Below are 24,212 nucleotides of genomic sequence, written 5' to 3'. Positions count from 1 at the left end.
ATCTAAACATATGTATTAAATATTAAAAGACCTTCCATTGCTAGAATGGAAGGTCTTTATTCATTGTATTAAACGAGCGGTCCAGCTTGAGAAATTTCAGCTGAAACAGATTTGAATTTTTCAAAGTTCGCATTAAATTGGCCAGCAAGCTCTTTCGCCTTAACGTCATAAGCGTCTTGATCACTCCACGTTTTCTTCGGTTGAAGAACTTGATCTGGAACACCAGGGCAATGTGTTGGGATATGAAGCCCAAAAATAGGATCTACCACTGTTTCAACCGATGCAAGTTCTCCTTCTAATGCTGCTTGCACCATTGAACGTGTGTGGCCTAGATTCATACGGCTTCCGATTCCGTACTCTCCACCAGACCAGCCAGTGTTAACAAGATAAACCTGAACGTTGTGCTGATCGATTTTCTTGCCGAGCATCTCAGCGTAAACAGTAGCAGGTAGTGGCAGGAATGGAGCGCCAAAGCATGTTGAGAACGTAGCTTGTGGTGATGTTACGCCTCTTTCTGTTCCTGCGAGTTTGCTCGTGTATCCTGATAAGAAATGATACATCGCTTGTTCTTTAGTAAGTTTGCTGATTGGAGGCAATACACCGAATGCATCAGCTGTTAAAAAGATGATTGTGTTCGGGTGTCCTGCAACACTTGGTTGAATAATATTTGGAATAGCATCAACAGGATAAGCTGCACGTGTGTTTTCAGTTAATGAAGAATCTTTATAGTCAGCTTCTCTCGTTACAGGGTCGATCATTACATTCTCTAGAACGCTTCCAAAACGAATCGCGTTCCAGATTTGTGGTTCTTTTTCTTTCGATAGATCGATTGTTTTTGCATAACATCCACCTTCGATGTTAAAGACTCCAGTGTTAGCCCAGCCATGCTCATCATCCCCGATCAAGCGACGATTCGGATCTGCTGATAAAGTAGTTTTTCCAGTTCCAGATAGTCCAAAGAATAAAGCTACATCTCCTTCATTCCCGACGTTTGCTGAACAGTGCATAGATAGGATGCCTTTTTCAGGAAGGATGTAGTTCATAACAGAAAATACAGATTTTTTGATTTCACCTGCATATTCAGTTCCGCCGATCAGAACAATTTTCTTCTCGAAAGAAACGATAATAAACGTCTCCGAATTTGTTCCATCTTCAGCCGGGTTAGCTTGGAACCCTGGTGCTGAAATCACTGTGAATTGAGATTCATGAGAGCCTAGCTCATCGTGGTTCGGGCGTACAAACATTTGATGAGCAAAAAGATTATGCCATGCATACTCATTAATGACTTGGATAGGAAGGCGATACTCGCGGTCTGCACCAGCAAACCCTTTAAAAACGAATAGTTCTTCTTTATTCCCTAAGTATTGGAGAACTTTTTTGTATAATTTATCAAAGTTTTCTGGTGAAAATGGTTTATTAACCTTTCCCCAATCAATTGAATCTTTAATGGAAGCATCTTCAACGATAAATTTATCCTCAGGGGAACGGCCTGTATATTTCCCCGTTGTAGCTTGAAGTGCTCCTGTGGATGTAAGGATGCCCTCGTTGCGCTGAAGAGATTTTTCTACTAAAACCGGAACAGGTAAGTTCTGGTGAGTTGTTTCACGGGTCACAAGATCGTTTAAGGTTGTCGTAAATTCCAAAGTATTCATATGAGACAGTACCATCCTTTATCCTAGAGTGATATATTCGAAAATTAGTATAACACATTGAATTAAATAATGTATACTATTTTATGAAAGTGCATCAAAAAAGTTCTTACTTCCTAGAAAAAGAACAAAATTATGTAAAATAGCCATCTTATTTAAAACGCTTTCATTCTATAGAATATAATACTCCAAACTTATTGCTATTCCTAGGGTTTTCTATTGACAGAGAGTGAGCATTACGCTATCATATTTCGAGAACGGCTACTCTTATTCTGAGTAGGTGGAGGGACAGGCCCTATGAAACCCAGCAACCGACATGAAAGTGGTAAATAAAACGCCACTCGAAATGAAAAGGTGCTAACCTGCAAGGTGAAAATAACCTTGGACAATAAGAGGTTGAAGGCATTATGGTTTTAGAAACCTTTTCCCTCGTGAATGTATGTGAAACAGGGAAGGGCTTTTTTTATGCCTTTTTCAGGTTAAGAACATAGACTGTGTAAAATAGATAAGAATAAAGTACCGTATCATACTGAAAGCAGTTAAAGGGAGGATATTAACTTGTCCAAAAAAGTTAGTCGTCGTTTATTTACATCAGAATCCGTTACAGAAGGCCATCCAGATAAAATCTGTGACCAAATCTCAGATGCGATTCTAGATGAAATTTTAGCTAATGATGCAAATGCTCGTGTAGCATGTGAAACTTCTGTAACTACAGGTCTTGTACTTGTTGCAGGTGAGATCACAACTTCTACTTATGTAGATATCCCAAAAGTAGTTCGTGAAACAATTAAAGAAATCGGTTATGACCGTGCAAAATATGGTTTCGATTCTGAAACATGTGCAGTATTAACATCCATCGATGAGCAATCTGCTGACATCGCGATGGGTGTTGACCAAGCTCTTGAAGCAAGAGAAGGATCCATGACAGATGCTGAGATCGAAGCAATCGGTGCAGGTGACCAAGGTCTGATGTTCGGATTTGCTTGTAACGAAACTGAAGAGCTTATGCCTCTTCCAATCTCACTAGCTCATAAATTATCTCGCCGTCTTACTGAGGTTCGTAAGACTGAAGAGATTCCTTACTTGCGTCCAGATGGAAAAACTCAAGTAACGGTTGAATATGATGAAAACGATAAGCCTGTTCGCATCGATACAATCGTAATCTCTACTCAGCACCACCCAGAGAACACACTTGAAGAAATTCAAAAAGACATCAAAGAAAAAGTGATCACGCCGGTTGTTCCTGCTGAACTGATCGACGAGAACACAAAATACTTCATCAACCCAACGGGCCGTTTCGTAATCGGCGGACCTCAAGGTGATGCAGGTCTTACTGGACGTAAAATCATCGTAGATACTTACGGTGGATATGCTCGTCATGGTGGCGGTGCATTCTCAGGTAAGGACGCAACTAAAGTTGACCGTTCTGCTGCATATGCTGCTCGTTATGTTGCGAAAAACATCGTAGCATCTGGTCTTGCTGATAAAGTTGAAGTACAGCTTGCTTATGCGATCGGTGTTGCTCAACCCGTATCAATCGCTGTAAACACGTTTGAAACAGGTAAAGTTTCTGAAGAAGTACTTGTTGAGTTAGTTCGCAACAACTTCGATCTTCGTCCGGCTGGAATCATCAAGATGCTTGATCTTCGCCGTCCGATCTACAAGCAAACTGCTGCATACGGCCACTTTGGACGTACTGACATCAACCTTCCTTGGGAGAACACAGATAAAGCTGCAGAGCTTAAGAAACAAGCAAATATTTAATGACATGTTAAACCAGACTTCCTTTTGGGAGTCTGGTTTTTTTGTAGTGGTTAGTTTAGAAGGATTTGTAGAAAATCGGATAAAAAATGTTATGTACGGAATTAATCGTTAGTTTTACGGATAAATGTACATTTTCTGCGGATAAAATTGTGATTACCTCGTTTAAAATTCTTATGTATCTTCCAAAAGAACATCTGAATCGCTAATGTTCTTTTGGAAGATACGTTTAAGGTATGCTTATATTTTTATACCATATTATCCTGCGCCTATTAGGCAATGATCGTTTTATTTTTACTTTTCATATAAATAACTTCTTCATACTGCATCAAAAGATTCCCAAAGATAGATGACCAAGATTGAGTCATCGCATAATTTCTTGCTTTTATTTTCATAGAACTTAAAAGATTAGGATCTTCCATAATAGAAACGATATTTTGTATGAATGAATCAGCTTCTCTAGCTTTACAGATTCTACCCGTTACACCGTCTTGAACAATTTCAGCTACTCCGCCAGAATCAGAAACGATAGCAGGTAACCCAGATGCAGCTGCCTCTAGAACAACATTGCCGAACGTCTCTGTAGAAGAGGGGAAGACGAATAGATCGGTTGAAGCATAAACTTGCGCTAGTTCCTCTCCAGAAAGATAACCTGCACAGGTGACATTGCTATACTCTGATTCCCACTGTTCCACATCACATCGACTTGGTCCATCACCTACAATAAGCCAATGTACGTTCTCGCTGATAGAGAGTGGCAGTTGTTCAATCACTTCTTTAAGGATGTTTAGGTCCTTTTCAGGTGCTAATCTTCCCACGAATAAGAAGATATACTTCTGTGTAATTTTATATTTTTCACGGACATAGTAATCATGCTTTTGAGGTGTAAACATCATACAGTCAACTCCTCTGGACCATATTTCAATATTATTAAAGTTTTTTGTGGACAAAATCTTCCGTGTTTCTTCACTTGGAACAAAAATCTTTTCAAAAGGTTTATGAAACCATTGCAGATAACGCCAGAGCAAGGGGGATAAGAAATCTAGATGGTAGTAAGCAAGGTAGCGGTCAAAATGTGTATGATAGGAGCCGACCATGGGTATGTTTTCTTTTTTACCGTATCTCATTCCGATTAGGCCAATATTGAAAGGGGTAGCAATATGAAGGAGATCAGGTTTAAATTTATTCAGTTCATCGTTCAAGGATTTAAACTGCGGTATAGCAAGCCTGCACTCCGGATATAGAAAGAGTGGCAGGCTTTTCATTGCATAATATTGTCTGCCTTCTGTTTCTTGAACCTCTTCAAATGAAGGCATGATAACTTTATATTCAACTCCATTGGTTTCTAGGTAACTCGTAAATCTTTTTAACGTACGAGCAACTCCATTAATTTGTGGATGGAACGTATCAGAAAAAAGAGCAAGCTTCATTTCTTCATCTCCTTTTTATAAGAAATAAGGCAAGACAAAGCTATTAACTAAGAACAAAGAAAAGAAGCTGGAACTGATGCCTAGAATCATTCCTGCAAGTACATCAGAAGGATAGTGAAGACCTAGATACATACGGGAAATAGCTACTAAAAGGGCAGCGACCAATAAAAATATACCGATAAAAGGATTCAATAGTATCAAAGGCGTAACAATTGAAAATATGGCTGTTGTATGACCCGATGGGAATGAATGATCTTTTAGTGGATTATCGCCGATATTTGTATCTGGAAGACTTAAATACGGTCTCTTTCTCGGGTACATCTTCTTAGAGATCGCAACAGGAATGTGGCTGATCAATAAAGACAGCATACATACAATTCCCCAAGACTTTAAATGCATAGGGAGGAATAACAGAAGCAGAATACTTGTTGAGATGGTGGCTGTTGCACCACCAAGATGCGTCCACAGGTGAAAGAAATGGTCCATTGAATTCCTGTGCATTCTTCCATTAATCAGCCGGAAGAATGTACACTCTTTTTCATAAAGCCAATCGATTACTTTTACCATGAATATCCCCCTTACCATTCATATTTTGTTCGATACTATAATAATAAAATACAATTGTAAGGGGAACATGAAGACAGTATGAAATTATTATAAAAAAAACCATCCTCTAAGAGCAGGATGGTTAAAAAGATATACTTCTTTTAACTTTTTAAGTGCATCACGGAATCGTTGAGAGCAGCTTCAAAACGATTTCATCTCCAATTATTTGTTTCTATGTTAAAATTATGGGCAAAACATAAAGAGAGATGAGGTGGCTATACATGTATGCAGGTATACATCATGTATCCTTACTTGTAACCAATCTAAAAGAATCATTGTATTTTTATGAGGAAATTCTCGAATTCAAGCAAAATAAAAAACGCCCGCAATTTGATTTTCCAGGCGTTTGGTATGATATCGGAGACAACACAGCTTCATTTAATCGTCCATCCTGAGGGTAAAGCTAGAAGAAATACGACAGAGATTGATAGCAGAGATGGCCATTTTGCTGTAAGGGTTACGGATATGGACAAGCTATTGAAAACATTAGATGCTCATAACGTTTCATATGTTAACAAACCAACAAATAAAACAGAGTGGCACCAAGTATTTGTGAGTGACCCTGATGGTAACTTAATCGAGTTTAACGTTTAGGTTGTAATGATTTATAATACTGTCCTTTCTCGTAATATTCACGACGAATTCTATTCATGTCCGTGATATCTTCTTCTGTTAGCTCTCTGATCACCTTAGCTGGTCGGCCGAAAGCTAAGGTGTTTGGCGGTATCTTTTTTCCAGGAGGAACAAGACTTCCTGCACCTATAAAAGCTCCTTCTCCAATGTGAGCTCCATCTAATATGAGTGAACCCATGCCGATCAATGCGTTCTCTTCAATGATACAACTATGTAAGATTACACTGTGACCAACAGTAACGCCGTCTTTTAAATGAAGGGGACGGTTCGGACTTTGATGAAGAACAGAATTATCTTGAACATTTACATAGTCTCCGATAATAGTCGGGGAAACGTCTCCTCGTATGGATGTATTAAACCAGATAGAAGAATATTCGCCGATCTGAACATCACCCGTAATGGTAACATAGTCTGCAATAAAGGCAGTTTCTGAAATCTTAGGTTGTTTATCTCCAAATGGATAGATCATGGTTACACACTCCTATTATCATTATTTATCTAACTACAGTTTAGCAAATCACCAAGTCTTATGAATAGAGAAGGTGGAGAAATGTGGACATGGAAAACAAAAAGAAATGCAATCGGAACGATCGTAGTCGTTCATGGAGCAAACGAACATCACGGCAGGTATGATTGGGTTATCAAACAATTGAACGAGGCGGGCTTGCATTGTGTTTCAGGCGATCTTCCGGGTCAAGGTACGACAACGAGAAGAAGAGGGCATATTGATGCATTCGACGATTATATTCAAACAATAGAAAAATGGTTTCTTGAAGCCGAGAAATTTGGCCTTCCCGTATATATCTTAGGGCATAGCATGGGTGGATTAGCCGTAATCAGAACCTTGATGGAAAAAAGGCTTAATGTTCAAGCGGTTATCTTATCCTCTCCTTGTTTAGGATTGGTTCATTACCCATCAAAAGGAAAAGAAGCCGTTTCCGTTCTATTGAACAAACTCGCTCCGAGTGTAAGGTTAGCGACCAATTTACCTGAAGGCAGTGCTACCAGGAATGAAGAAATACGTATACGTGATAAAGAGGATAAGCTGATCGTTAAGAAAGTTTCTGTCAGGTGGTATAGAGAGTTGATTGGTTCGATAAAACATGTTTTCGATCATTATAAAGATTTCCCAAATGTACCGTTAATGCTTTTACAAGCGGGGGATGATCGAATCGTGGATAAAATGAAAGTGAAACAATGGTTTAACGCAGTACAACTCGAAGAAAAATGGTATAAAGAATTTCCATCACTTTATCATGAAGTATTAAACGAGCCTGAAAGAGATCATGTGTTTAATTATGTGAAAAAATTTCTATTTCTGCATAGCGACGTCGATTAAAGATAAAGGTAAGGAAAGAAATAAACAAAAGGAGCCATCTTATGAACAAAGTTCCGGTTCACCCTTGGGGATTGATGTATTCCGTTTATACGCATATCTTTCCGGCTGTCAGCCATCTGCTTAAGTCGTGGCACGAGAGAGCTGAGAAGATTCCGAACCCTGAATTAAGAAGACAGGCAGTCAGCAGCATTTCGGATAAGATGTTTCATTGTGAAGGGGGAGCTATCCTCACACTGCTAGCAGGGAATCATCGCAAAAAAGCCATCGAGTTTGTGGTGGCGTACCAAACGATCAGCGACTATTTAGATAATCTTTGTGACAGGAGCACTTCACTGAATGAAAAGGATTTCCGTGCTCTTCATGAGAGCATGTTTCATGCGTTATCTCCTGGTGCAGTTCCATCAAATTATTATCGTTACCGTGAAGAACAGGACGACGGCGGTTATTTAAATGAACTGGTTTATACGTGCCAAAACGTTCTGTCAGAGATGAAAGCTTATCCAAATATCGCTAGTGAACTGATTGGACTAGCCTCTATCTATTGTGATTTGCAAGTTCATAAACATGTGATCGTTCAAGAGCGAGAGCCACGGCTAATCAGTTGGTTTGGAGAGTATCAATCTGTTCTGCCGGATATTACATGGTATGAATTTTCAGCTTGTGCAGGTTCAACGCTGGGTATCTTCTGTTTAGTCAGCTATGCATTTCAAGGAAACTTCACAAAAGAATCTGCAGCAACAATAAAGAAAGGATACTTTCCATGGCTGCAAGGTCTTCATATTCTTTTAGATTATTTTATTGATCAAAATGAGGACAAGTTGGAAGGCGATCTGAATTTTTGTACATATTATAAGAATGATCAGCACATGCTTGAACGGATGGTTTATTTTGCGGAAAAGGCAGAGAAAAGCTGTGCTGATCTTCCTAATTCGAGGTTTCATCGCTTGATCCAAAGGGGGCTATTAGGAATCTACCTTGCAGATAAAAAGGTATCTGAAAGTCCTGGGATTAAAAAGATGGCGTCAAAGCTCGTTAAAGTGGGAGGGGCAACAAGTTACTTCTTTTATGTAAATCGAAAATTGTATCAAAGGTTAAAACCTTCTCTCTCATAAAAGGAATGTCGAGCTCCATGTACTTCGCATTTAGCTGGGTATGTGAGGATAATAACCATTGCGTAATTTGTCGAGGAATGTAAACTCGTGGATAAAAGACAAAAACTTTTGGATTGAGAAGCAAATCTCGTGGATAAACAGCCGAAACTTCTGGATTGTGTGCTCAAATTTCTGGATTGATGATGCATTATACCCCGGCGTGTATATGAAACGACCAGTTTCTGAATCATAAAAAAAGGCTGAATCAACTTTGATTAGTTGAACTCAGCCTCTTTTTTCGATTGCGACTACAAATGGCGGGTCGTTCTTTTGATTAATAAATTCGTACTGTAAAACATGAGCCTGTTTTTGATTCAGCTGTTTTACATAATTCATGACTAGTTCTTTTTCTCTTTTTCCTTCTTCATGTCCATGGTAGATCACGAGTATAATTATGCCTTCAGGTTTTAACAGTTGCAGGAGTTGTTCGATAGCACCGATTGTAGATGATCCTGTTGTTGTAATCGATTTGTCGCTTCCAGGCAAATAGCCGAGGTTAAAAATAGCCGCAGTTACTTTTGTATGAAGATCACTAGGTAACTGAGTTGTTAAATCGTTATGCGAGGCATGATAAAAGGTAACGTTATGATCTGCATGATGATCAACAAGCCGTTGTTTTGAGTTCTCGATCGCCTGCTCTTGAATATCAAAAGCATACACATGGCCGCTCTCGCCAACAAGTTTTGATAAAAACAAAGTATCGTTTCCGTTTCCGCAAGTTGCATCTATGACCAAGTCCCCTGACTTACAGAATGACCGAAGAAGCGTTCTCGCAAACGGCAATACTCCTTCTAATTTCATGGTGTGTTCACCTCAGACGTATTGTAAAATTTCCCTTGAAAGCTATTTCTATTTTTAAGCTCACTTTCGATCGCATTTAATACTTTCCATTTATTCAAACTCCACATTGGTCCGACTAATAAGTCAGAGGGCCCGTCTCCAGTTAGTCGGTGAATCATCATTTGTGGAGGAAGAATCTCTAGTTGGTCACAAACAAGTTTTACATACGTGTCAAAATCAAGAAACTCTAACATGCCTAGTTCGTATTGCTTGACCATAGGTGTCTTTTTTAGAAGGTGGAGTAAATGGATCTTAATCCCTTGAACATCAAGTTTCGCAACCTCTCTTGCAGTTTCCATCATCATCTCTGGAGTTTCTAATGGCAATCCGTTAATGATGTGTGAACATACTCTAATGTTATGTTTTCGAAGTTTTTTAACGCCTTCTACATATGTTGCGTAGTCATGAGCTCTGTTTATGAGCAGAGCTGTTCGTTCATGTACAGTCTGAAGTCCTAACTCGATCCAAAGATACGTTCTTTTATTTAAGTCAGCAAGATATTCGATCACATCATCCGGTAAACAATCAGGTCTCGTAGCAATCGAAAGTCCAACAACGCCTTCTTGTTCCAGTACCGTTTCATATAGTTCTTTAAGTTGCTCAACAGGAGCGTAAGTGTTCGTAAAAGCTTGGAAATAGCCTATATATTTACCTTTTTTCCATTTCGAATGCATTCGTTCTTTAACGGTGTGAAACTGTGTGATGATATCATCACGGCGGTTCCCAGCAAAATCTCCTGAACCGCTTTGAGAGCAAAAGGTACACCCTCCAAATGCTGCATTGCCATCACGATTCGGACAATCGAATCCGCCATCAAGTGGTACTTTAATAATTTTATCTCCGAAATGAGACTTTAAATGCTGATTCCATGTGTAATATCTTTTTTCTCCAAAATAATCTGGTTTTTCCATAAGGTGTGTCATCTTTCTCACTCCTTTATACGGTGATGAGCACCATATGACATTGTAGCATGTTCGCCCTGTGAGCGGCAAAGTGAGTTGTCAGTACTTTCAAATTGTAAAGTGCAGGAAAAAGGAATAAAATACAGAGTGGTTTATGACATCTTAGGTAGCAAGCGGGGGATATTTATGCCAGCGAAAGTATGGCTGCTCATTATTGGAATGGCACTTAATGTGACGGGCTCAAGTTTCTTGTGGCCGATCAATACGATATTTATACATGAACACCTCGGTAAGTCACTTACCGTAGCAGGAATTGTTCTATTACTTAACTCAGGTGCCGGAATCATCGGCAACTTAACGGGAGGATTGCTGTTTGATAAATTAGGAGGCTACAAGACGATTATGCTCGGAGTCTCCATTTCATTTACAACTTCCTTCTTACTAATTTGGTTTCATGATTTCTGGATGTACAGTATCCTTCTTGTTTTTATGGGATTTGGAATGGGAATTGTCTTTCCATCTATGTATGCATTAGCAGGTACGATGTGGAAAGAGGGTGGAAGGAAAGCATTTAACCGAATCTATATTGCACAGAACGTAGGGGTAGCGCTCGGGGCTGCTCTTGGTGGTTTTGCAGCTTCATATTCTTTTACACTATCTTTCATCAGTTGTTCAGCTCTATCTTTTGTATTTTTTATTATAGTGCTGTTCGGCTTTAAAGACATTGATGAAACAGAGGAAGCATCTGTGCAAACCGTTTTTTCTCAACGAAAAAGAATTCATAACAAAGAAGCGTTTATGGCACTATTGGTTTTATGCGGAGGATATCTGTTAGCTTGGATTGGTTATGTTCAATGGCAGTCTACGATCGCTGCTTATACGCAATCACTAGGGGTAACCCTAAAGATGTACAGTTTGCTTTGGACTGTAAATGGTGTGTTTATCGTTCTTGGTCAGCCACTAGTCAATCTTTTTCTGAAAAGATGGCTTCACTCCACAACTTCGCAAATTTTGGTCGGTTATTGTATATTTGTTATTTCTTTCGTGATGGTGGGGAATGCAAAAGACTTTAGTGGGTTTATGATGGCCATGATCGTTCTTACTATCGGCGAAATGCTCGTATGGCCAGGTGTTCCATCCATCGCAGCAGAACTAGCTCCTGAAGGCAGAGCCGGATTCTATCAAGGAATCGTAAATTCTACTGCGACAGGCGGAAGGATGCTCGGTCCTTTGTTTGGAGGAATGATTGCAGATCTATTCAACATATCCGTGTTGTTCCAAACGATTATCGCCTTAATGGTGCTTGCCTTTATTTTAACGATTATATACAGCAAGAATCGACATGCGATACAGCAGACTGATGCCTCTCAACAAGCTTCTTGAGGGATATAGTTAACGAATATTGAAGAGACCGTGATGTGATGATCACGGTCTCTTCGTTTTTTATTGAATTAAGCAGCTCTTGTTTCTTCTTTTGGAAGCAGTTTCGCAGACATCAACCTTCTTCTGATCGTCACGCCAAGAACAGCTGCTAAAATGGCTTTGATTACACCTACAAGGAGAAAAGGAATAACACCACCACTCATCGCTTGTTCCCAGCTTAGACTCGCGATGAATTTTAATTGAACAGCACCGAACACAAGTGTGATCACCATACCCACAATGTTTGCAACAACAGCAGGAAGAAGAGTAAAACTTGTTTTTTCTAAGATGAGTCCAGTAATATAAGCAGCGATTATGAATCCAACGATGTAACCTCCTGTTGGACCAATCAGGACCATAAAACCACCTTTAGCCTCAGAGAAAACAGGGAGACCGATCGCTCCCATAGCGACGTAGATCATTACTGCTAACGTGCCGTACTTACGACCTAAAATGGTTGCGCAAAGCCCAATCGCTAAAGTCTGTCCCGTAATCGGAACTAGTGGAAGTGGAATGGTCAGCTGAGCGAGCATCGCTGTAATTCCTGCCATCAGTGCGGCGTATAGTGACATCTTCAGTTTTTGATTACTTTCATGCATGTCTGTTGCACCCCTTTTTTTAATGTTAACGTAAAAATAATAACAGTTAACATTACATTAAACAGCTCCTTAATGTTTGTCAAGATACGGCTTACAGCGATATAGCACTTGTTTAAAAGTGGTAAAAATAGGTTATTATACTTCTAAACAACCTTGACAATTTAGGGAGTTATTCATAAAATACAAATTAGCATCTAAATTTTTTAATAACGATGATAGGGAATAGTAAAAAAAGAATGGAAATGATAGAGAGTTGACGGCTGGTGCAAGTCAACCCGGACTTTTTTGAACTCACCCTTTAGTTGCAAGTGTGAATGAAGTAATGCTTGCCGTTCGCCGCGTTAAGGTATGTTTCCGAGTGAATGCGATCGTTGCATTAATCAGGGTGGTACCGCGGCAGGTTTAAATTGTTTACTAACCTTTCGTCCCTAATGTTTATTAGGGGCGGGAGGTTTTTTGTTTTTAAAGTACAGTTTTCTAAGGAGGATCGGTTATGTATTATAACCACAAAACAATCGAGAAAAAGTGGCAGAAGTTCTGGGATGACAACAAGACGTTCCAAACTAAAGAAGAATATGATAAAAAGAAATTTTACGCGCTAGATATGTTTCCATACCCATCTGGAGCTGGCCTTCACGTTGGTCATCCAGAAGGTTACACGGCGACAGATATTCTATCTAGAATGAAGCGTATGCAAGGATACAACGTACTTCATCCGATGGGGTGGGATGCTTTCGGACTTCCTGCAGAACAGTATGCGCTTGATACAGGAAACGATCCGGCAGAATTTACAGAAACAAACATCAACACGTTCCGCAGACAGATTAAAGAGCTTGGTTTTTCTTATGACTGGGACCGTGAAGTTAACACAACAGATCCTTCTTATTACAAATGGACACAATGGATTTTTATCCAGCTTTATAATAAAGGACTTGCGTATGTAGATGAAGTACCTGTGAACTGGTGTGAAGCACTTGGAACGGTACTCGCGAACGAAGAAGTCATCGATGGAAAAAGTGAACGCGGAGGCCATCCTGTCGTTCGTAAACCTATGAGACAATGGATGCTTAAGATCACAGCATACGCTGACAGATTATTGGAAGATCTAGATGAACTAGATTGGCCTGAGAGCTTGAAAGATATGCAGCGAAACTGGATCGGCCGCTCAGAGGGAGCTGAAGTTCACTTTGATGTAGATGGACATTCCTCTCATATCACAGTGTTCACAACTCGACCGGATACACTTTTTGGGGCGACATACTTAGTACTGGCTCCTGAAAATAAACTAGTAAACGAAATTGTATCAGAAGACCAAAAAGAGGCTGTAACGGCTTATCAAAGACAAGTAGAAACAAAGTCAGATCTTGAACGTACAGAACTTGCTAAAGAAAAATCTGGTGTGTTTACCGGGGCATATGCGATTCATCCCGTAACAGGCGCGAAACTTCCGATCTGGATTGCAGACTATGTACTAGCAAGCTATGGAACGGGTGCGATCATGGCAGTTCCTGCGCACGATGAACGTGATCACGAGTTCGCAGTGAAGTTTGAACTTCCGATCTCTGAAGTGGTTGCCGGCGGAAATGTGGCAGAAGAAGCGTACACAGGTGATGGTGAACACGTTAATTCAGATTTCTTGAATGGCATGCAAAAAGAAGAAGCGATTGCAGCGATGAACGATTGGCTTTCTGTTAACAAAAAAGGTGAGAAGAAGATCACTTACCGTCTTCGTGACTGGTTGTTCTCACGTCAGCGTTATTGGGGCGAACCGATCCCGGTCATCCACTGGGAAGATGGTACGATGTCGACAGTATCAGAAGATCAACTTCCTCTTCTTCTACCAGTTGTTAAAGAGATCAAACCTTCTGGTACTGGGGAATCTCCACTTGCTAACGTTGAAGAGTGGGTAAACGTTGTAGATGCTGAAACAGGAAAGAAAGGACGTCGTGAAACGAATACGATGCCACAATGGGCAGGAAGCTGCTGGTATTACCTTCGTTATATCGATCCGAAAAACGAGGAGCAATTAGCATCTCCTGAGAAGCTTAAGCATTGGCTTCCGGTTGATATTTATATTGGTGGAGCTGAGCACGCAGTATTGCACCTTCTTTATGCTCGTTTCTGGCATAAGGTTATGTATGATCTTGGTATCGTTCCGACAAAAGAGCCTTTCCAAAAACTTTACAACCAGGGAATGATCCTTGGAGAAAATAATGAAAAGATGAGTAAATCTAAAGGGAACGTAGTTAACCCTGATGAGATCGTATCGAGCCATGGGGCAGATACACTTCGTTTATATGAGATGTTCATGGGACCACTTGACGCTTCTATCGCTTGGAGCACAACTGGTTTAGATGGAGCTCGCAGATTCTTGGATCGTGTATGGAGATTACTTCTAGCTGAAGATGGAGAGAAAATCAATCCGTCGATTCAAGATACAAATGGAACAGAAGCCTTCAATCGTCTTTATCATATGACGGTGAAGAAAGTAACTGAAGATTATGAAGGACTTCGCTTTAATACTGCCATCTCACAATTGATGGTCTTTGTGAATGAAGCAAACAAACAAGAAATTCTTCCAAAAGATTTCATGCAAGGTTTTGTTAAGATGCTTTCCCCGATCGCTCCGCATATTTGTGAGGAACTTTGGGAATTGTTAGGTGGAGAAGGCACCATCGCATATGCATCTTGGCCAGTTTGGGACGAAGCTCAACTTGTAGAGAATGAAGTTGAAATTGTAGTCCAAGTGAACGGTAAACTTAAAGCGAAGATGACGATTGCCGCAAACATCAGTGGATCTGATATGGAAGAAGCTGCGTTGAAAGATGAATCCGTTCAACAAAGCATTGAAGGAAAGACGATTCGCAAAGTTATTACAGTTCCAGGTAAGCTTGTGAATATCGTTGCGAATTAAAGGAGGCAAATACTCATGGAAGAACTAAAAGAAATTTCACCGTCAGAAGTAAAACAATTGCTTCAAGAAGGAAAAAAGATTTCTCTGATTGATGTTCGTGAAGATGAAGAAGTTGCTGAAGGTAAGATCCCAGAGGCAGCGCATATCAAAATGGGTGAGATACCAGTTCGTTTAGATGAAATAAACAAGGACGAAGAACACATCATCGTCTGCCGTTCCGGACGACGCAGTGAGAATGTAGCATATTTCCTGCAAGATCATGGATTTAAGGTCAAGAATATGACTGGCGGTATGTTGGAATATAGTAAGGACTAATAAAAAACTCTCTGCTCAAGATATGAGCGGAGAGTTTTTTTGGTTATATATATGACTTTATTAATGAATGTTTAAATTTCCAAGAACTAGCCGATAGAAAGGGTATACTTACTAGCCTTGGAGGCTTACAAATGCCATTAAAACACGCAAAAACTAAAAAATGGACCTATATCCTAGCTGTTTTGTTTACCTTACATACTGTAAGTACAATAGGTTTAATGTACAATGAGAGCTTTTTGATGTATGGAATAGATCTTGGAATTGTTGTGCTTTTTGCAATTCTGATATACAAAATGCTGATCGAAAAAGATAGTTATGCGGTAAATTTAGAACAGGAGATCTTAAATCATAAAGAGACGTTTGCTGAATTAGAAGCAAACCGCGTAAAGCTTCAAAACATATTTGATAGTATCGACGTTGCGATCTGGTCGCACAACCTAAAAACGAATAAACTTTTAATAACATCGGGTATTGAAAAATTATATGGTTATCCTTTGCAAGCTTTTTATGACGACTCAGAATTATGGAAGAAGGTAATTCATCCAGACGATGATGAGATCATCATGAACCGAGGCATTTCCATAAAAAACGGATTGATCACTACAAGCGAATATCGCATCATGAAGCCGAACGGTGAGATACGTTGGATACAAGATCGGGGAATCCCTTTTTTGGATGCCAACAACGAATTAGTTGATTTTAACTCCATCCTTATTGATATTACGGAAAGAAAAAGAGCTGAGATAACGATTGAGCATATGGCTTATTATGATGAATTAACTGGCCTGCCAAATCGTAACGGCTTTATGCAGGCGATTGAAAAACAAATACTAGAATCAAAGCTTCAAAATCGAAATCTAGCCTTAATGTATGTTGATCTCGATCGGTTTAACGTTCTGAATGATACGCTTGGACATAGTTTTGGTGATCTGCTGCTTCAGAAAGTAGCAGAACTCTTAAAGGTTACGGTAGGTTATTACGGAACGGTATTTCGAAGGAGCGGGGATGAATTTTTGATCTTGCTGAATTTTAAAGATATCAGTGAGATCAAACAGAAAGCAGAGAAAATTATTCAAGCTTTTACAAAACCGTTTAAATTGAGTGGGCAAGAAGTATTTACAACACCAAGTATCGGTATTAGTATCTATCCTGAGAATGGTACAGACAGCGAAACCCTATTGAAACGTGCTGATTCCGCTCTGTATCAGGCAAAAGAAAAAGGGCGAAACACGTATCAATTTTTCGCAGAACAACGTGATGGCCGGATGGAAAGAAGGTTGAACCTCGAACATGGTTTAAGAAAAGCATTAATGAACAACGAGTTCTATCTTGTTTATCAGCCTTTAGTTCATATCGGTAATAAGAAAATTCTAGGTGTTGAAGCGTTATTACGCTGGAATAAAGAAGATGAAGGAATGATCTCACCGGCTGAGTTTATTCCGATCGCTGAAGAAACGGGGATGATTCTACCGATTGGTGAATGGGTGTTAAGAGAAGCTTGTACCCAAGGGTTAAGTTGGCATAAAAATGGCTTCAATGATCTCTTGATCTCGGTAAATATTTCAGTTAGACAGCTATTAGATGAATCTTTTATTGAAAGAGTAGAAAGTATTCTTTCAGAGACTGAGTTTCCACCTACTTCATTAGAGTTGGAGATTACAGAAAGCACGACGATGCAAAACATGGAAGAAGCTCTTCCGATTTTGAATGATTTAAGAGTAAAAGGAATTCGCATTTCAGTGGATGACTTTGGTACGGGTTATTCCTCTTTAACGTATTTGAGACAATTACCTGTTGATACATTAAAGATTGATAAGATGTTTATCGATGACATCTTAATAGATCAAAAAGCAGGAGCGATTGTAAAAACGATCATTGATATGGGACACAATCTTGATTTTCACGTCATTGCAGAAGGTATCGAAAGCTGTGAGCAGATTAATTTCTTAGTAGAGCAAGGATGTATATACGGTCAAGGTTATCATCTGTACAAACCACTTCATGCTGATGAACTTCAAAAACAGTTGCATAAGAATGTTGTTATGAATTAAAAAGAGCTTAAAACGCCGCTAATGAAAGGTGTTTTGAGCTTTTTTTAATGAATTTATAATTAAGACGCCTTTGTCGAGGAGACATTCGGAACCTCTTGACCTACCAACAAGACTACTATTACACAATCAAATGTTTTATATTCTTCATTTCGTGAAACACTACATAAGTAGACAATAGAAGGAGTGGATATGTAGTGAATGTATTAGTAATCGGAGCAAACGGTAATATTGGTAAAATGACATGTAATATACTAGCTGATCAAGAACACTCTATTAAAGCGATGGTACGAAAGGAAGAACAGCAAGATCATTTTCTGCATGAGAATATTACTGCTGTTTTAGGTGACTTAGAAGGAGATTTCGACCATGTTTATGAAGGGATCGAAGCTGTCATCTTTACAGCAGGTTCTGGTGGTCATACAGGACCGGATAAAACAGATGCTGTAGATTATGAAGGAGCGGTAAAGTCCATACAATTAGCACAAAAACATAAGGTGAAACAATTCATACTTGTAAGTTCAGTTGGTGCTGACACTCCTGAGAAAGGACCAGAAGGACTTCAGCATTACCTTGAGGCAAAAGGAAAAGCTGATCAAGAACTGATCAACAGCACTTTAAATTATACGATCTTGCGTCCGGGTGCATTAACGGATGAGGATGGAATGGGCATGATTCAAGCGAAAGAAAAACTGAACGAGCGTGGATCTATTCCTCGTGCAGATGTGGCAAGAACACTTGCGGCATGTGTAGGGAATGAAAACGTAAGCCATAAAGTTTTTGAACTGATTGAAGGAGAAGTACCTATTCAAACTGCTCTTGAAAATCTGTAAGACAAAACTAGTCAAAACTTAACAAAGGATAAGCATCTCCATAGGCCGAAAGAATATCAAAACTATTGGCTGAAAGGGGATGCTTTTTTATGATACAAGTAAAAATCTTCGATGAAGATCATGAAGAGGATTTAGAAATCGCCATAAATGAGTTTCTGAGTATTGTTCCTCCTGAGAATGTTGTGGATATTAAGTATCAGATTGCCGTTTGTGATAATGTACACTCAGAGGACGATACGATGTTTTCTTTTTCAGCGTTGATTATCTATAAGAAAATTGGATCGCCAAAATAAAGAAGAGTGGCAACCCCTTAGTGGTTGCCACTCTTCTTGTTTTATAGGTTTAGCCCAATGCATGGTAAGCTGCGTTAGTACCCGCAATATTACCTGTTACAAAGGCAACGGTAATATTATAACCACCTGTGTATCCGTGAAGATCTAAGATTTCACCACAGAAGAATAAGCCTTCTTGTTTCTTGGATGCCATCGTTTGAGGTGCGATCTCTTTAACTGAGACTCCGCCTCCAGTAACAAAAGCTTTTTCGATCGATAATGTACCATTAACAGAAAATGAGAAACTCTTCATTTGTAAAACAAGCTGACGAAGTGCTTGTTTAGAAACTTGATCAGCAATCGCCTCACCATCAATCTCTGCCCGTTCGATTAAAAAATGAAGAAACTTTTCTGGAAGCATTCCTTTGAGTACGTTCTTAAGTGCTTTCTTAGGTTCAGAATCTATCCTTTTCTGGAGGGAAGTAAGTAACGTATCTTCATTCTCATCTGGAAAAGAATCAATTCTCATCTCGATCGATGGTACATCAAACTTTTTCAAAGCTTTTACTACATATTGGCTGCATCTTAAGGCTGCAGGACCGGATACTCCAAAATGAGTAAAAATCATGTCCATCTGATGAGCTTTGATCAACTTGCCTTTTGGATTCCATACAGAGAGTGCAACGTTTCTTAATGATATACCTTGCAACGTTTTATGTTTGATGAATGGTTCATTAGAAGTGATAGGAACCTCAGTCGGGTAGAGCTCTGTAATCGTGTGTCCCGCCTTTTTAGCCCATGCATAACCATCTCCTGTGGAACCTGTATGTGGAACAGATTTACCGCCTACGGCAATTACAATCGATTTTGTTTGGATCACTTCTCCGCTATGAAGGATGATCTCATGAATATCTTCGCCATAATGTATCGTTTTTACGGGAGTGTTCGTTTGGATCGTAACACCAAGCTGCTTTATTTTTTGCAGAAGAGCAGCCACAACATCAGTCGCCTTATTTGTAACAGGGAACATGCGTCCATGGTCCTCTTCTTTTAGTTCGATTCCTAGCCCTTCGAAAAATCGAATGATGTCTTCGTTGTTAAAAACAGAAAAGGCGCTGTATAAAAAACGTCCGTTACCCGGAATATGCTTGATAATTTCTTCAACAGGCAGGCGGTTTGTGACGTTGCAGCGTCCGCCACCTGAAATAGCAAGTTTACGGCCTAGTTTTTCTCCTTTATCGATTAATAGTACACGTGCACCATTCGTAGCAGCACCGACACTCGCCATGAGGCCAGAAGGTCCACCGCCGATTACTATACAATCATAAGTCATACAATCCCAACTTTCTAATACGTTCAATAAAAGTCATTTCATACAATAGCATAGCTTTAACAAAAAGACTATAAGTTTCATAATCCTTACTTTTTTGCAAAAAGTTAAAGTAGGTTACATCCGCTTTTAATGTGATACAATATCAATAATGTTTTTTAGGATGATTAGTAGGAGCTGAAAATAGTTGTCTCGATTACTTCGTGGAACATTGATTTTATCCGCTGCGACGTTTTTCTCGAAATTCATCGGATTAATCTTTGTCATTCCATTTACCAATCTAGTAGAAGAACAAGGTATGGCTCTATACGGCTATGCTTATATTCCATATACCATATTACTTAGTATTTCCACAATGGGAGTTCCGCTTGCTGTTTCTAAATTTGTTTCTAAATATAATGCATTAGGAGATTATGCGGCAGGGAGGAAATTGCTAAAATCTGGTCTTCTCGTCATGACGCTGACAGGAACTCTAGCTTTTGTCATCTTGTATATGCTGGCACCTATACTTGCTCATCAGATTATCGATGAAAAAGGCGGACAAGGCAACAGCATTGAAGACATTACATTAGTAATTCGAATGGTAAGTACGGCCCTGATCGTAGTACCTTCCATGAGTTTGATTCGTGGATATTTCCAAGGCTTTCAATCTATGGGGCCAACAGCGGTGTCGCAAGTCATTGAACAGATCGTTCGAATTGTGTTTATTCTTGTTGGAAGTTTCGTTGTAATTAATCTAATGAACGGTGAGATAACAACAGCAGTTGCGCTTTCTACATTTGCAGCTACGTTAGGAGCAGTTGCAGGCTTAGCCGTTCTCATCTGGTATTGGATCAAAAGAAAACCGCATCTGGACAAGATGTATAGAGAAAGTAAACCTGTTGCAGATATTTCATTAAAAGATATTTATAAGGAAACGATCAAGTATGCGATTCCGTTTGTAGCTGTCGGTCTAGCTATTCCGCTCTATCAGATGGTGGATCAGTTTACGATCGTTAACACGCTTAAGAAAATGGATTATACGCTGAAAGAAGCGGAATCTGTATTCGCCATCATCACACAAATCGCGCATAAGCTTGTTATGATTCCAGTATCATTAGCAACTGCTCTTGCACTAACCTTGATACCTGTCATAACGAAATCGTTCACCCAAAACGATGATGAGATTCTTCATAAGCAGATCACGCAAACGTTTCAGATGGTGCTGTTCTTAACTGCACCAGCAGCGATCGGGCTAGCAGTTCTTGCATACCCTGCGTATGGTGCACTCTTTGGGTTATCATCCATGGAGACCGGGGGTTATTACCTTCAATGGTACGCACCAACCGCGTTATGGTTTGCGATGTTTACAGTTACAGCAGCAATTCTGCAAGGGCTTAATCAGCAACGGTATGCGTTTATCAGTTTATCAGCTGGCTTCTTAGCAAAACTGATTCTAAACAAACCTCTATTATTGCTGTTCGGTGGGACTGGCTCTGTCATTGCTACTGACATCGGATATACACTTTCGATCTTGTTCAATCTGTATATCATTAAAAAATATAGCGGCTTTTCATTTAAATGGGTATATCGAAGAACCGTTCTGATCACGTTGTTTTGTGCAGCGATGGCTATAACTGTTATGATCGTATCCTCGCTCTTAGGTGAGACAGAAACAAGACTTGATACAATCATTAAATTAACGGCAGGAATTCTCACTGGAGGAGCAGTGTATGTGTTCTTAAGTCACCGATCAGGATTATTAAATATCATACTAGGTGATCGCATTCCTTTTTTGAAACGCAGAAAATAAGTAAAGAAAAAAGAAGGCTGATAAGTGGCCTTCTTTTTCTGCGGTATTCATTTTTTAACATGATTTTGTTCATCATACCATTTAAGTTGATTGCCAATGCTGTATCCTTCGAGAGGAACTTCAAATTGAAATCCTGCTCTTTCAAGCGCGGGCTGTAAGAATTCCCGGTATACCCAGCCGCCATGAATATAAATCTTACATTGAGAAGGCTTAACGTTTTGTTCTAAGTCTTGTATCACGTGATGAGCCCATTCCCGTTTTTCTGATGTCGTAAAATTTTTGATAGAAACATTATACGGTTCAATGTATTGGTCTTTCGTTACGAGTCCTTCTTTAGCACTAAAAAAGTAAAAATCATCATAATGGTTTTGTGCGTATTGAACAGACTTAACGAATAAGGGACTTATGTATAAATCTATAGCTGCAGAAGGGGTAGAAGCTTTTTTTCGAGCAGTTGCTAGAAGACCTATTTTCCTTTTCATTCCAATTCCTCCTATAGTACTAAATTACCCCGTTTCTTCAAAAATCAATCAATTTTTTACAATAATATAGGAAAAAAAGATCATTCATTCAGGAGGTTTCATATGAGAATAGATAAATGGTTATCAAACACAGGCTATGGAAGCAGAAAAGAAGTAAAACAGCTGCTAAAATCAGGTGCAGTTACGTTGAACGGTGAGGTTGTAAAGGATGCAAAGACTCAAGCAGACCCTGATCATGACAACGTTATGGTTCATGGAGCAGAAGCTGTTTATAAAGAGTTTATCTATCTGATGATGAACAAGCCCCAAGGAGTAATCTCAGCAACTGAAGATTCCAGGCATGAAACAGTAATTGATCTACTTTATATGGAAGATCAAAATTTTGAACCATTTCCTGTTGGAAGGTTAGACATTGATACAGAGGGTCTATTGATTTTAACAAATGATGGCCAGCTGTCACATTCTTTGTTATCACCAAAAAAACATGTTCCTAAGACGTATTACGCAAAAATAAATGGATCGATTCCAGAAGATGCATTTGTAAGCTTTAAAGAGGGTGTCATCTTAGATGATGGGTATAAAACAAAGCCTGCTTTATTAAAAATCTTGACTAATGACGATAAAGAATCAGAGATTGAGCTAACCATCACTGAAGGGAAATTTCATCAAGTGAAAAGGATGTTTGAGGCTATCGGCAGAAAGGTCATTTTCTTAAAACGAATTCAGATGGGACAACTCAAGCTTGATGAATCGCTTGAGTCAGGAATGTATCGAGAGCTTGCGGAAGAAGAACTATCCTTACTTTCTTTAAAAGGAGATGTTTTTGAATAATTTATAAGGGGTATCTTCCAATAAAAAGGAGTTGTATACCAATGAAATTATCTGCAGAGAAGTTAATGGGTGCAAAAGCTCAAAATCATACGATATCGACCGAAGAAACACAGCATAAAATCAATGACATCCTATTTAATATGTACGATCACCGCTTATGTTATTTTACGTACACCGTTGACAACGGAATCAATCAGCGTGAAGAGATTCCCTCAGATAAGCATATGGAAACAGTTGTTGCTGCCACTTCAGGAATCGGTACACAACATACTCCGTTTACAGGAAGCTCTAACCTTGCTGCTAATCAGAACTATGGAAAAGAGACCTTTTTTATCCCTTGGCATCAAGTGAAAGAATTTAATGAAGATAAACTTGTGTTTTCCGGAAATGAATTACAAAGAGATGAACCAAAAGAGTGTTATTCTTATATGGCTATAAAAGATTGGACTGTTATCGATCAAGATGGTGAAAAAGTCGGAAAGATAAAAGATTTGATTATTGATACAGATCGTCAGCAAGTTATCGGTTTTTCTCTTGCCGAAGGATTTTGGAAGAATTTATTCGGTCAGGATGATAAGTATATGCCTGTTTCAGGAACACCGAATTGGGAAAATCGTGAATGGAACATTGAAAGAACTCCTGATCTGCTCTTAAGAGATAACAAGGACGAACTTTAATAATAGCTAATAACAAAAAAAGTCCCCGCTAATTCAATAGCGGGGATTATTTCATGCAATATGCTTATCCGAAAATGATTTATTATATCTTTTTTAAGATACTTTTACTTTTTTGCCTGTTGTTTCCCACATACCTCGGGCAGGACTTGTTACTAAATTGTTATAAGAGAGGACGTTAAGATCTCTCTGGATGGTACGCTGCGTAGTTCCAAATTCTTCAACTAGTTCTCGTGTTGTTACAGTACCTTTCTTGCGAATAAACAAATACAGGGCTTTCACACGATTCAACATTCTGTCAGTTGAAGGACTCAAAAAACCACTCCTTGTTATTTAGATAGTTGTTAACACACTATATGATACCAGTCTAAAGTTAATGAAATATGAAC

The 24,212-nt window shown here is 39.2% G+C and carries 24 protein-coding genes, 1 riboswitch and 1 other annotated feature; of the genes, 14 read left to right on the top strand and 10 right to left on the bottom strand.

The annotated features are described in order from the left end of the window. Positions 1 to 68: 68 nt before the first annotated feature. A complete protein-coding gene (gene pckA / locus ACNJYY_RS16245) occupies positions 69 to 1,652 on the bottom strand; it encodes a phosphoenolpyruvate carboxykinase (ATP) (protein WP_416729307.1) in 1,584 nt (527 codons plus the stop codon). Positions 1,653 to 1,913: 261 nt separating this feature from the next. Next, positions 1,914 to 2,044: riboswitch (SAM riboswitch) on the top strand. A gap of 163 nt (positions 2,045 to 2,207) precedes the next feature. Between pckA and metK the strand changes: the two genes are divergently transcribed. Continuing rightward, positions 2,208 to 3,413, top strand: a complete 1,206-nt coding sequence (gene metK, locus ACNJYY_RS16240; protein WP_144698476.1) for a methionine adenosyltransferase — start codon at positions 2,208 to 2,210, stop codon at positions 3,411 to 3,413. 269 nt (positions 3,414 to 3,682) lie between these two features. Here metK and ACNJYY_RS16235 read toward each other — a convergent pair whose 3' ends face one another. Further along, on the bottom strand, positions 3,683 to 4,840 hold the full coding sequence (locus tag ACNJYY_RS16235) for a glycosyltransferase family 4 protein (protein ID WP_416729306.1): 1,158 nt from the start codon (positions 4,838 to 4,840) through the stop codon (positions 3,683 to 3,685). Positions 4,841 to 4,855: 15 nt separating this feature from the next. Further along, positions 4,856 to 5,407: a phosphatase PAP2 family protein gene (locus tag ACNJYY_RS16230; protein ID WP_416729305.1), complete on the bottom strand. Its 552-nt coding sequence runs from the start codon at positions 5,405 to 5,407 to the stop codon at positions 4,856 to 4,858. Between the two features lie 260 nt (positions 5,408 to 5,667). On the opposite strand from ACNJYY_RS16230, the gene ACNJYY_RS16225 reads away from it, so the two are divergent. Together ACNJYY_RS16225 and ACNJYY_RS16220 are read left to right on the top strand one after the other, a co-directional pair. Further along, positions 5,668 to 5,841, top strand: coding sequence for a VOC family protein (locus tag ACNJYY_RS16225; RefSeq protein WP_416729304.1), 174 nt, complete (start codon positions 5,668 to 5,670; stop codon positions 5,839 to 5,841). Further along, entirely contained in the window at positions 5,798 to 6,040 is a 243-nt protein-coding gene (locus ACNJYY_RS16220) for a VOC family protein (RefSeq protein ID WP_416729303.1), read from the top strand. The genes ACNJYY_RS16225 and ACNJYY_RS16220 overlap by 44 nt, the downstream gene beginning before the upstream one ends. Here the strand turns inward: ACNJYY_RS16220 and ACNJYY_RS16215 are convergent. Further along, entirely contained in the window at positions 6,030 to 6,548 is a 519-nt protein-coding gene (locus ACNJYY_RS16215; RefSeq protein WP_416729302.1) for a gamma carbonic anhydrase family protein, read from the bottom strand. The genes ACNJYY_RS16220 and ACNJYY_RS16215 overlap by 11 nt on opposite strands. Before the next feature lie 81 nt (positions 6,549 to 6,629). Between ACNJYY_RS16215 and ACNJYY_RS16210 the strand changes: the two genes are divergently transcribed. Both ACNJYY_RS16210 and ACNJYY_RS16205 read left to right on the top strand, forming a co-directional pair. Continuing rightward, positions 6,630 to 7,418, top strand: coding sequence for a lysophospholipase (locus tag ACNJYY_RS16210; protein WP_416729301.1), 789 nt, complete (start codon positions 6,630 to 6,632; stop codon positions 7,416 to 7,418). A 41-nt stretch (positions 7,419 to 7,459) separates the two neighbouring features. Further along, complete coding sequence (locus ACNJYY_RS16205; RefSeq protein ID WP_416729300.1) at positions 7,460 to 8,530, top strand: tetraprenyl-beta-curcumene synthase family protein; 1,071 nt, start codon at positions 7,460 to 7,462, stop codon at positions 8,528 to 8,530. 264 nt (positions 8,531 to 8,794) lie between these two features. On the opposite strand, the gene ACNJYY_RS16200 is transcribed toward ACNJYY_RS16205, so the two are convergent. Together ACNJYY_RS16200 and ACNJYY_RS16195 are read right to left on the bottom strand one after the other, a co-directional pair. After that, positions 8,795 to 9,370, bottom strand: a complete 576-nt coding sequence (locus ACNJYY_RS16200; RefSeq protein WP_416729299.1) for a class I SAM-dependent methyltransferase — start codon at positions 9,368 to 9,370, stop codon at positions 8,795 to 8,797. Further along, positions 9,367 to 10,332, bottom strand: coding sequence for a TIGR01212 family radical SAM protein (locus tag ACNJYY_RS16195; protein WP_416729298.1), 966 nt, complete (start codon positions 10,330 to 10,332; stop codon positions 9,367 to 9,369). The genes ACNJYY_RS16200 and ACNJYY_RS16195 overlap by 4 nt, the downstream gene beginning before the upstream one ends. Before the next feature lie 165 nt (positions 10,333 to 10,497). Here ACNJYY_RS16195 and ACNJYY_RS16190 point away from each other — a divergent pair, with 165 nt between their 5' ends. Continuing rightward, complete coding sequence (locus ACNJYY_RS16190) at positions 10,498 to 11,694, top strand: MDR family MFS transporter (RefSeq protein WP_416729297.1); 1,197 nt, start codon at positions 10,498 to 10,500, stop codon at positions 11,692 to 11,694. Between the two features lie 68 nt (positions 11,695 to 11,762). Here the strand turns inward: ACNJYY_RS16190 and ACNJYY_RS16185 are convergent, their stop codons facing one another. Further along, complete coding sequence (locus ACNJYY_RS16185; protein ID WP_416729296.1) at positions 11,763 to 12,332, bottom strand: biotin transporter BioY; 570 nt, start codon at positions 12,330 to 12,332, stop codon at positions 11,763 to 11,765. Between the two features lie 203 nt (positions 12,333 to 12,535). After that, positions 12,536 to 12,765, top strand: a binding site (T-box leader). A 60-nt stretch (positions 12,766 to 12,825) separates the two neighbouring features. On the opposite strand from ACNJYY_RS16185, the gene leuS reads away from it, so the two are divergent. From leuS to ACNJYY_RS16160, 5 genes are all read left to right on the top strand, one after another. Beyond that, positions 12,826 to 15,246 carry a leucine--tRNA ligase gene (gene leuS / locus ACNJYY_RS16180; protein ID WP_416729295.1) on the top strand — a complete coding sequence of 807 codons (2,421 nt, stop codon included), beginning with the start codon at positions 12,826 to 12,828 and terminating at the stop codon, positions 15,244 to 15,246. 15 nt (positions 15,247 to 15,261) lie between these two features. Beyond that, on the top strand, positions 15,262 to 15,561 hold the full coding sequence (locus tag ACNJYY_RS16175) for a rhodanese-like domain-containing protein (protein WP_416729294.1): 300 nt from the start codon (positions 15,262 to 15,264) through the stop codon (positions 15,559 to 15,561). Positions 15,562 to 15,692: 131 nt separating this feature from the next. Then, positions 15,693 to 17,612, top strand: a complete 1,920-nt coding sequence (locus tag ACNJYY_RS16170; protein WP_416729293.1) for an EAL domain-containing protein — start codon at positions 15,693 to 15,695, stop codon at positions 17,610 to 17,612. A 194-nt stretch (positions 17,613 to 17,806) separates the two neighbouring features. Continuing rightward, the gene (locus ACNJYY_RS16165; protein ID WP_416729292.1) at positions 17,807 to 18,442 is read left to right on the top strand and encodes an SDR family oxidoreductase; all 636 of its coding nucleotides are present in this window, start codon (positions 17,807 to 17,809) and stop codon (positions 18,440 to 18,442) included. 89 nt (positions 18,443 to 18,531) lie between these two features. After that, entirely contained in the window at positions 18,532 to 18,735 is a 204-nt protein-coding gene (locus ACNJYY_RS16160) for a sporulation protein Cse60 (protein ID WP_416729291.1), read from the top strand. Between the two features lie 49 nt (positions 18,736 to 18,784). On the opposite strand, the gene ACNJYY_RS16155 is transcribed toward ACNJYY_RS16160, so the two are convergent. Further along, on the bottom strand, positions 18,785 to 20,047 hold the full coding sequence (locus ACNJYY_RS16155; protein ID WP_416731896.1) for an NAD(P)/FAD-dependent oxidoreductase: 1,263 nt from the start codon (positions 20,045 to 20,047) through the stop codon (positions 18,785 to 18,787). A gap of 184 nt (positions 20,048 to 20,231) precedes the next feature. On the opposite strand from ACNJYY_RS16155, the gene ACNJYY_RS16150 reads away from it, so the two are divergent. After that, a complete protein-coding gene (locus ACNJYY_RS16150; protein ID WP_416729290.1) occupies positions 20,232 to 21,836 on the top strand; it encodes a putative polysaccharide biosynthesis protein in 1,605 nt (534 codons plus the stop codon). A 47-nt stretch (positions 21,837 to 21,883) separates the two neighbouring features. On the opposite strand, the gene ACNJYY_RS16145 is transcribed toward ACNJYY_RS16150, so the two are convergent. Next, entirely contained in the window at positions 21,884 to 22,318 is a 435-nt protein-coding gene (locus ACNJYY_RS16145) for a DUF6884 domain-containing protein (protein WP_416729289.1), read from the bottom strand. 102 nt (positions 22,319 to 22,420) lie between these two features. Between ACNJYY_RS16145 and ACNJYY_RS16140 the strand changes: the two genes are divergently transcribed. Next, on the top strand, positions 22,421 to 23,149 hold the full coding sequence (locus tag ACNJYY_RS16140; RefSeq protein ID WP_416729288.1) for a pseudouridine synthase: 729 nt from the start codon (positions 22,421 to 22,423) through the stop codon (positions 23,147 to 23,149). A 41-nt stretch (positions 23,150 to 23,190) separates the two neighbouring features. Further along, the gene (locus ACNJYY_RS16135) at positions 23,191 to 23,826 is read left to right on the top strand and encodes a PRC-barrel domain-containing protein (protein WP_416729287.1); all 636 of its coding nucleotides are present in this window, start codon (positions 23,191 to 23,193) and stop codon (positions 23,824 to 23,826) included. A gap of 93 nt (positions 23,827 to 23,919) precedes the next feature. On the opposite strand, the gene ACNJYY_RS16130 is transcribed toward ACNJYY_RS16135, so the two are convergent. Then, positions 23,920 to 24,138 carry a DeoR family transcriptional regulator gene (locus tag ACNJYY_RS16130; protein WP_066243921.1) on the bottom strand — a complete coding sequence of 73 codons (219 nt, stop codon included), beginning with the start codon at positions 24,136 to 24,138 and terminating at the stop codon, positions 23,920 to 23,922. Positions 24,139 to 24,212 lie beyond the last annotated feature (74 nt).

This window comes from Fictibacillus tiangongensis, from assembly GCF_048083785.1.
Lineage (GTDB): Bacteria > Bacillota > Bacilli > Bacillales > Fictibacillaceae > Fictibacillus.
This window is presented reverse-complemented; position numbering and strand designations above follow the sequence as displayed.

What these genes read in the sequence shown, in the direction of transcription:
- ACNJYY_RS16155 (WP_416731896.1), bottom strand. Translation starts at nt 20,047, where the DNA reads ATGACTTATGATTGTATAGTAATCGGCGGTGGACCTTCTGGCCTCATG.
- ACNJYY_RS16145 (WP_416729289.1), bottom strand. Translation starts at nt 22,318, where the DNA reads ATGAAAAGGAAAATAGGTCTTCTAGCAACTGCTCGAAAAAAAGCTTCT.
- ACNJYY_RS16225 (WP_416729304.1), top strand. Translation starts at nt 5,668, where the DNA reads ATGTATGCAGGTATACATCATGTATCCTTACTTGTAACCAATCTAAAA.
- ACNJYY_RS16170 (WP_416729293.1), top strand. Translation starts at nt 15,693, where the DNA reads ATGCCATTAAAACACGCAAAAACTAAAAAATGGACCTATATCCTAGCT.
- ACNJYY_RS16205 (WP_416729300.1), top strand. Translation starts at nt 7,460, where the DNA reads ATGAACAAAGTTCCGGTTCACCCTTGGGGATTGATGTATTCCGTTTAT.
- ACNJYY_RS16200 (WP_416729299.1), bottom strand. Translation starts at nt 9,370, where the DNA reads ATGAAATTAGAAGGAGTATTGCCGTTTGCGAGAACGCTTCTTCGGTCA.
- ACNJYY_RS16175 (WP_416729294.1), top strand. Translation starts at nt 15,262, where the DNA reads ATGGAAGAACTAAAAGAAATTTCACCGTCAGAAGTAAAACAATTGCTT.
- ACNJYY_RS16185 (WP_416729296.1), bottom strand. Translation starts at nt 12,332, where the DNA reads ATGCATGAAAGTAATCAAAAACTGAAGATGTCACTATACGCCGCACTG.
- ACNJYY_RS16160 (WP_416729291.1), top strand. Translation starts at nt 18,532, where the DNA reads ATGATACAAGTAAAAATCTTCGATGAAGATCATGAAGAGGATTTAGAA.
- ACNJYY_RS16195 (WP_416729298.1), bottom strand. Translation starts at nt 10,332, where the DNA reads ATGACACACCTTATGGAAAAACCAGATTATTTTGGAGAAAAAAGATAT.
- ACNJYY_RS16230 (WP_416729305.1), bottom strand. Translation starts at nt 5,407, where the DNA reads ATGGTAAAAGTAATCGATTGGCTTTATGAAAAAGAGTGTACATTCTTC.
- leuS (WP_416729295.1), top strand. Translation starts at nt 12,826, where the DNA reads ATGTATTATAACCACAAAACAATCGAGAAAAAGTGGCAGAAGTTCTGG.
- ACNJYY_RS16190 (WP_416729297.1), top strand. Translation starts at nt 10,498, where the DNA reads ATGCCAGCGAAAGTATGGCTGCTCATTATTGGAATGGCACTTAATGTG.
- ACNJYY_RS16210 (WP_416729301.1), top strand. Translation starts at nt 6,630, where the DNA reads ATGTGGACATGGAAAACAAAAAGAAATGCAATCGGAACGATCGTAGTC.
- ACNJYY_RS16215 (WP_416729302.1), bottom strand. Translation starts at nt 6,548, where the DNA reads ATGATCTATCCATTTGGAGATAAACAACCTAAGATTTCAGAAACTGCC.
- ACNJYY_RS16220 (WP_416729303.1), top strand. Translation starts at nt 5,798, where the DNA reads ATGATATCGGAGACAACACAGCTTCATTTAATCGTCCATCCTGAGGGT.
- pckA (WP_416729307.1), bottom strand. Translation starts at nt 1,652, where the DNA reads ATGAATACTTTGGAATTTACGACAACCTTAAACGATCTTGTGACCCGT.
- ACNJYY_RS16135 (WP_416729287.1), top strand. Translation starts at nt 23,191, where the DNA reads ATGAAATTATCTGCAGAGAAGTTAATGGGTGCAAAAGCTCAAAATCAT.
- ACNJYY_RS16140 (WP_416729288.1), top strand. Translation starts at nt 22,421, where the DNA reads ATGAGAATAGATAAATGGTTATCAAACACAGGCTATGGAAGCAGAAAA.
- ACNJYY_RS16235 (WP_416729306.1), bottom strand. Translation starts at nt 4,840, where the DNA reads ATGAAGCTTGCTCTTTTTTCTGATACGTTCCATCCACAAATTAATGGA.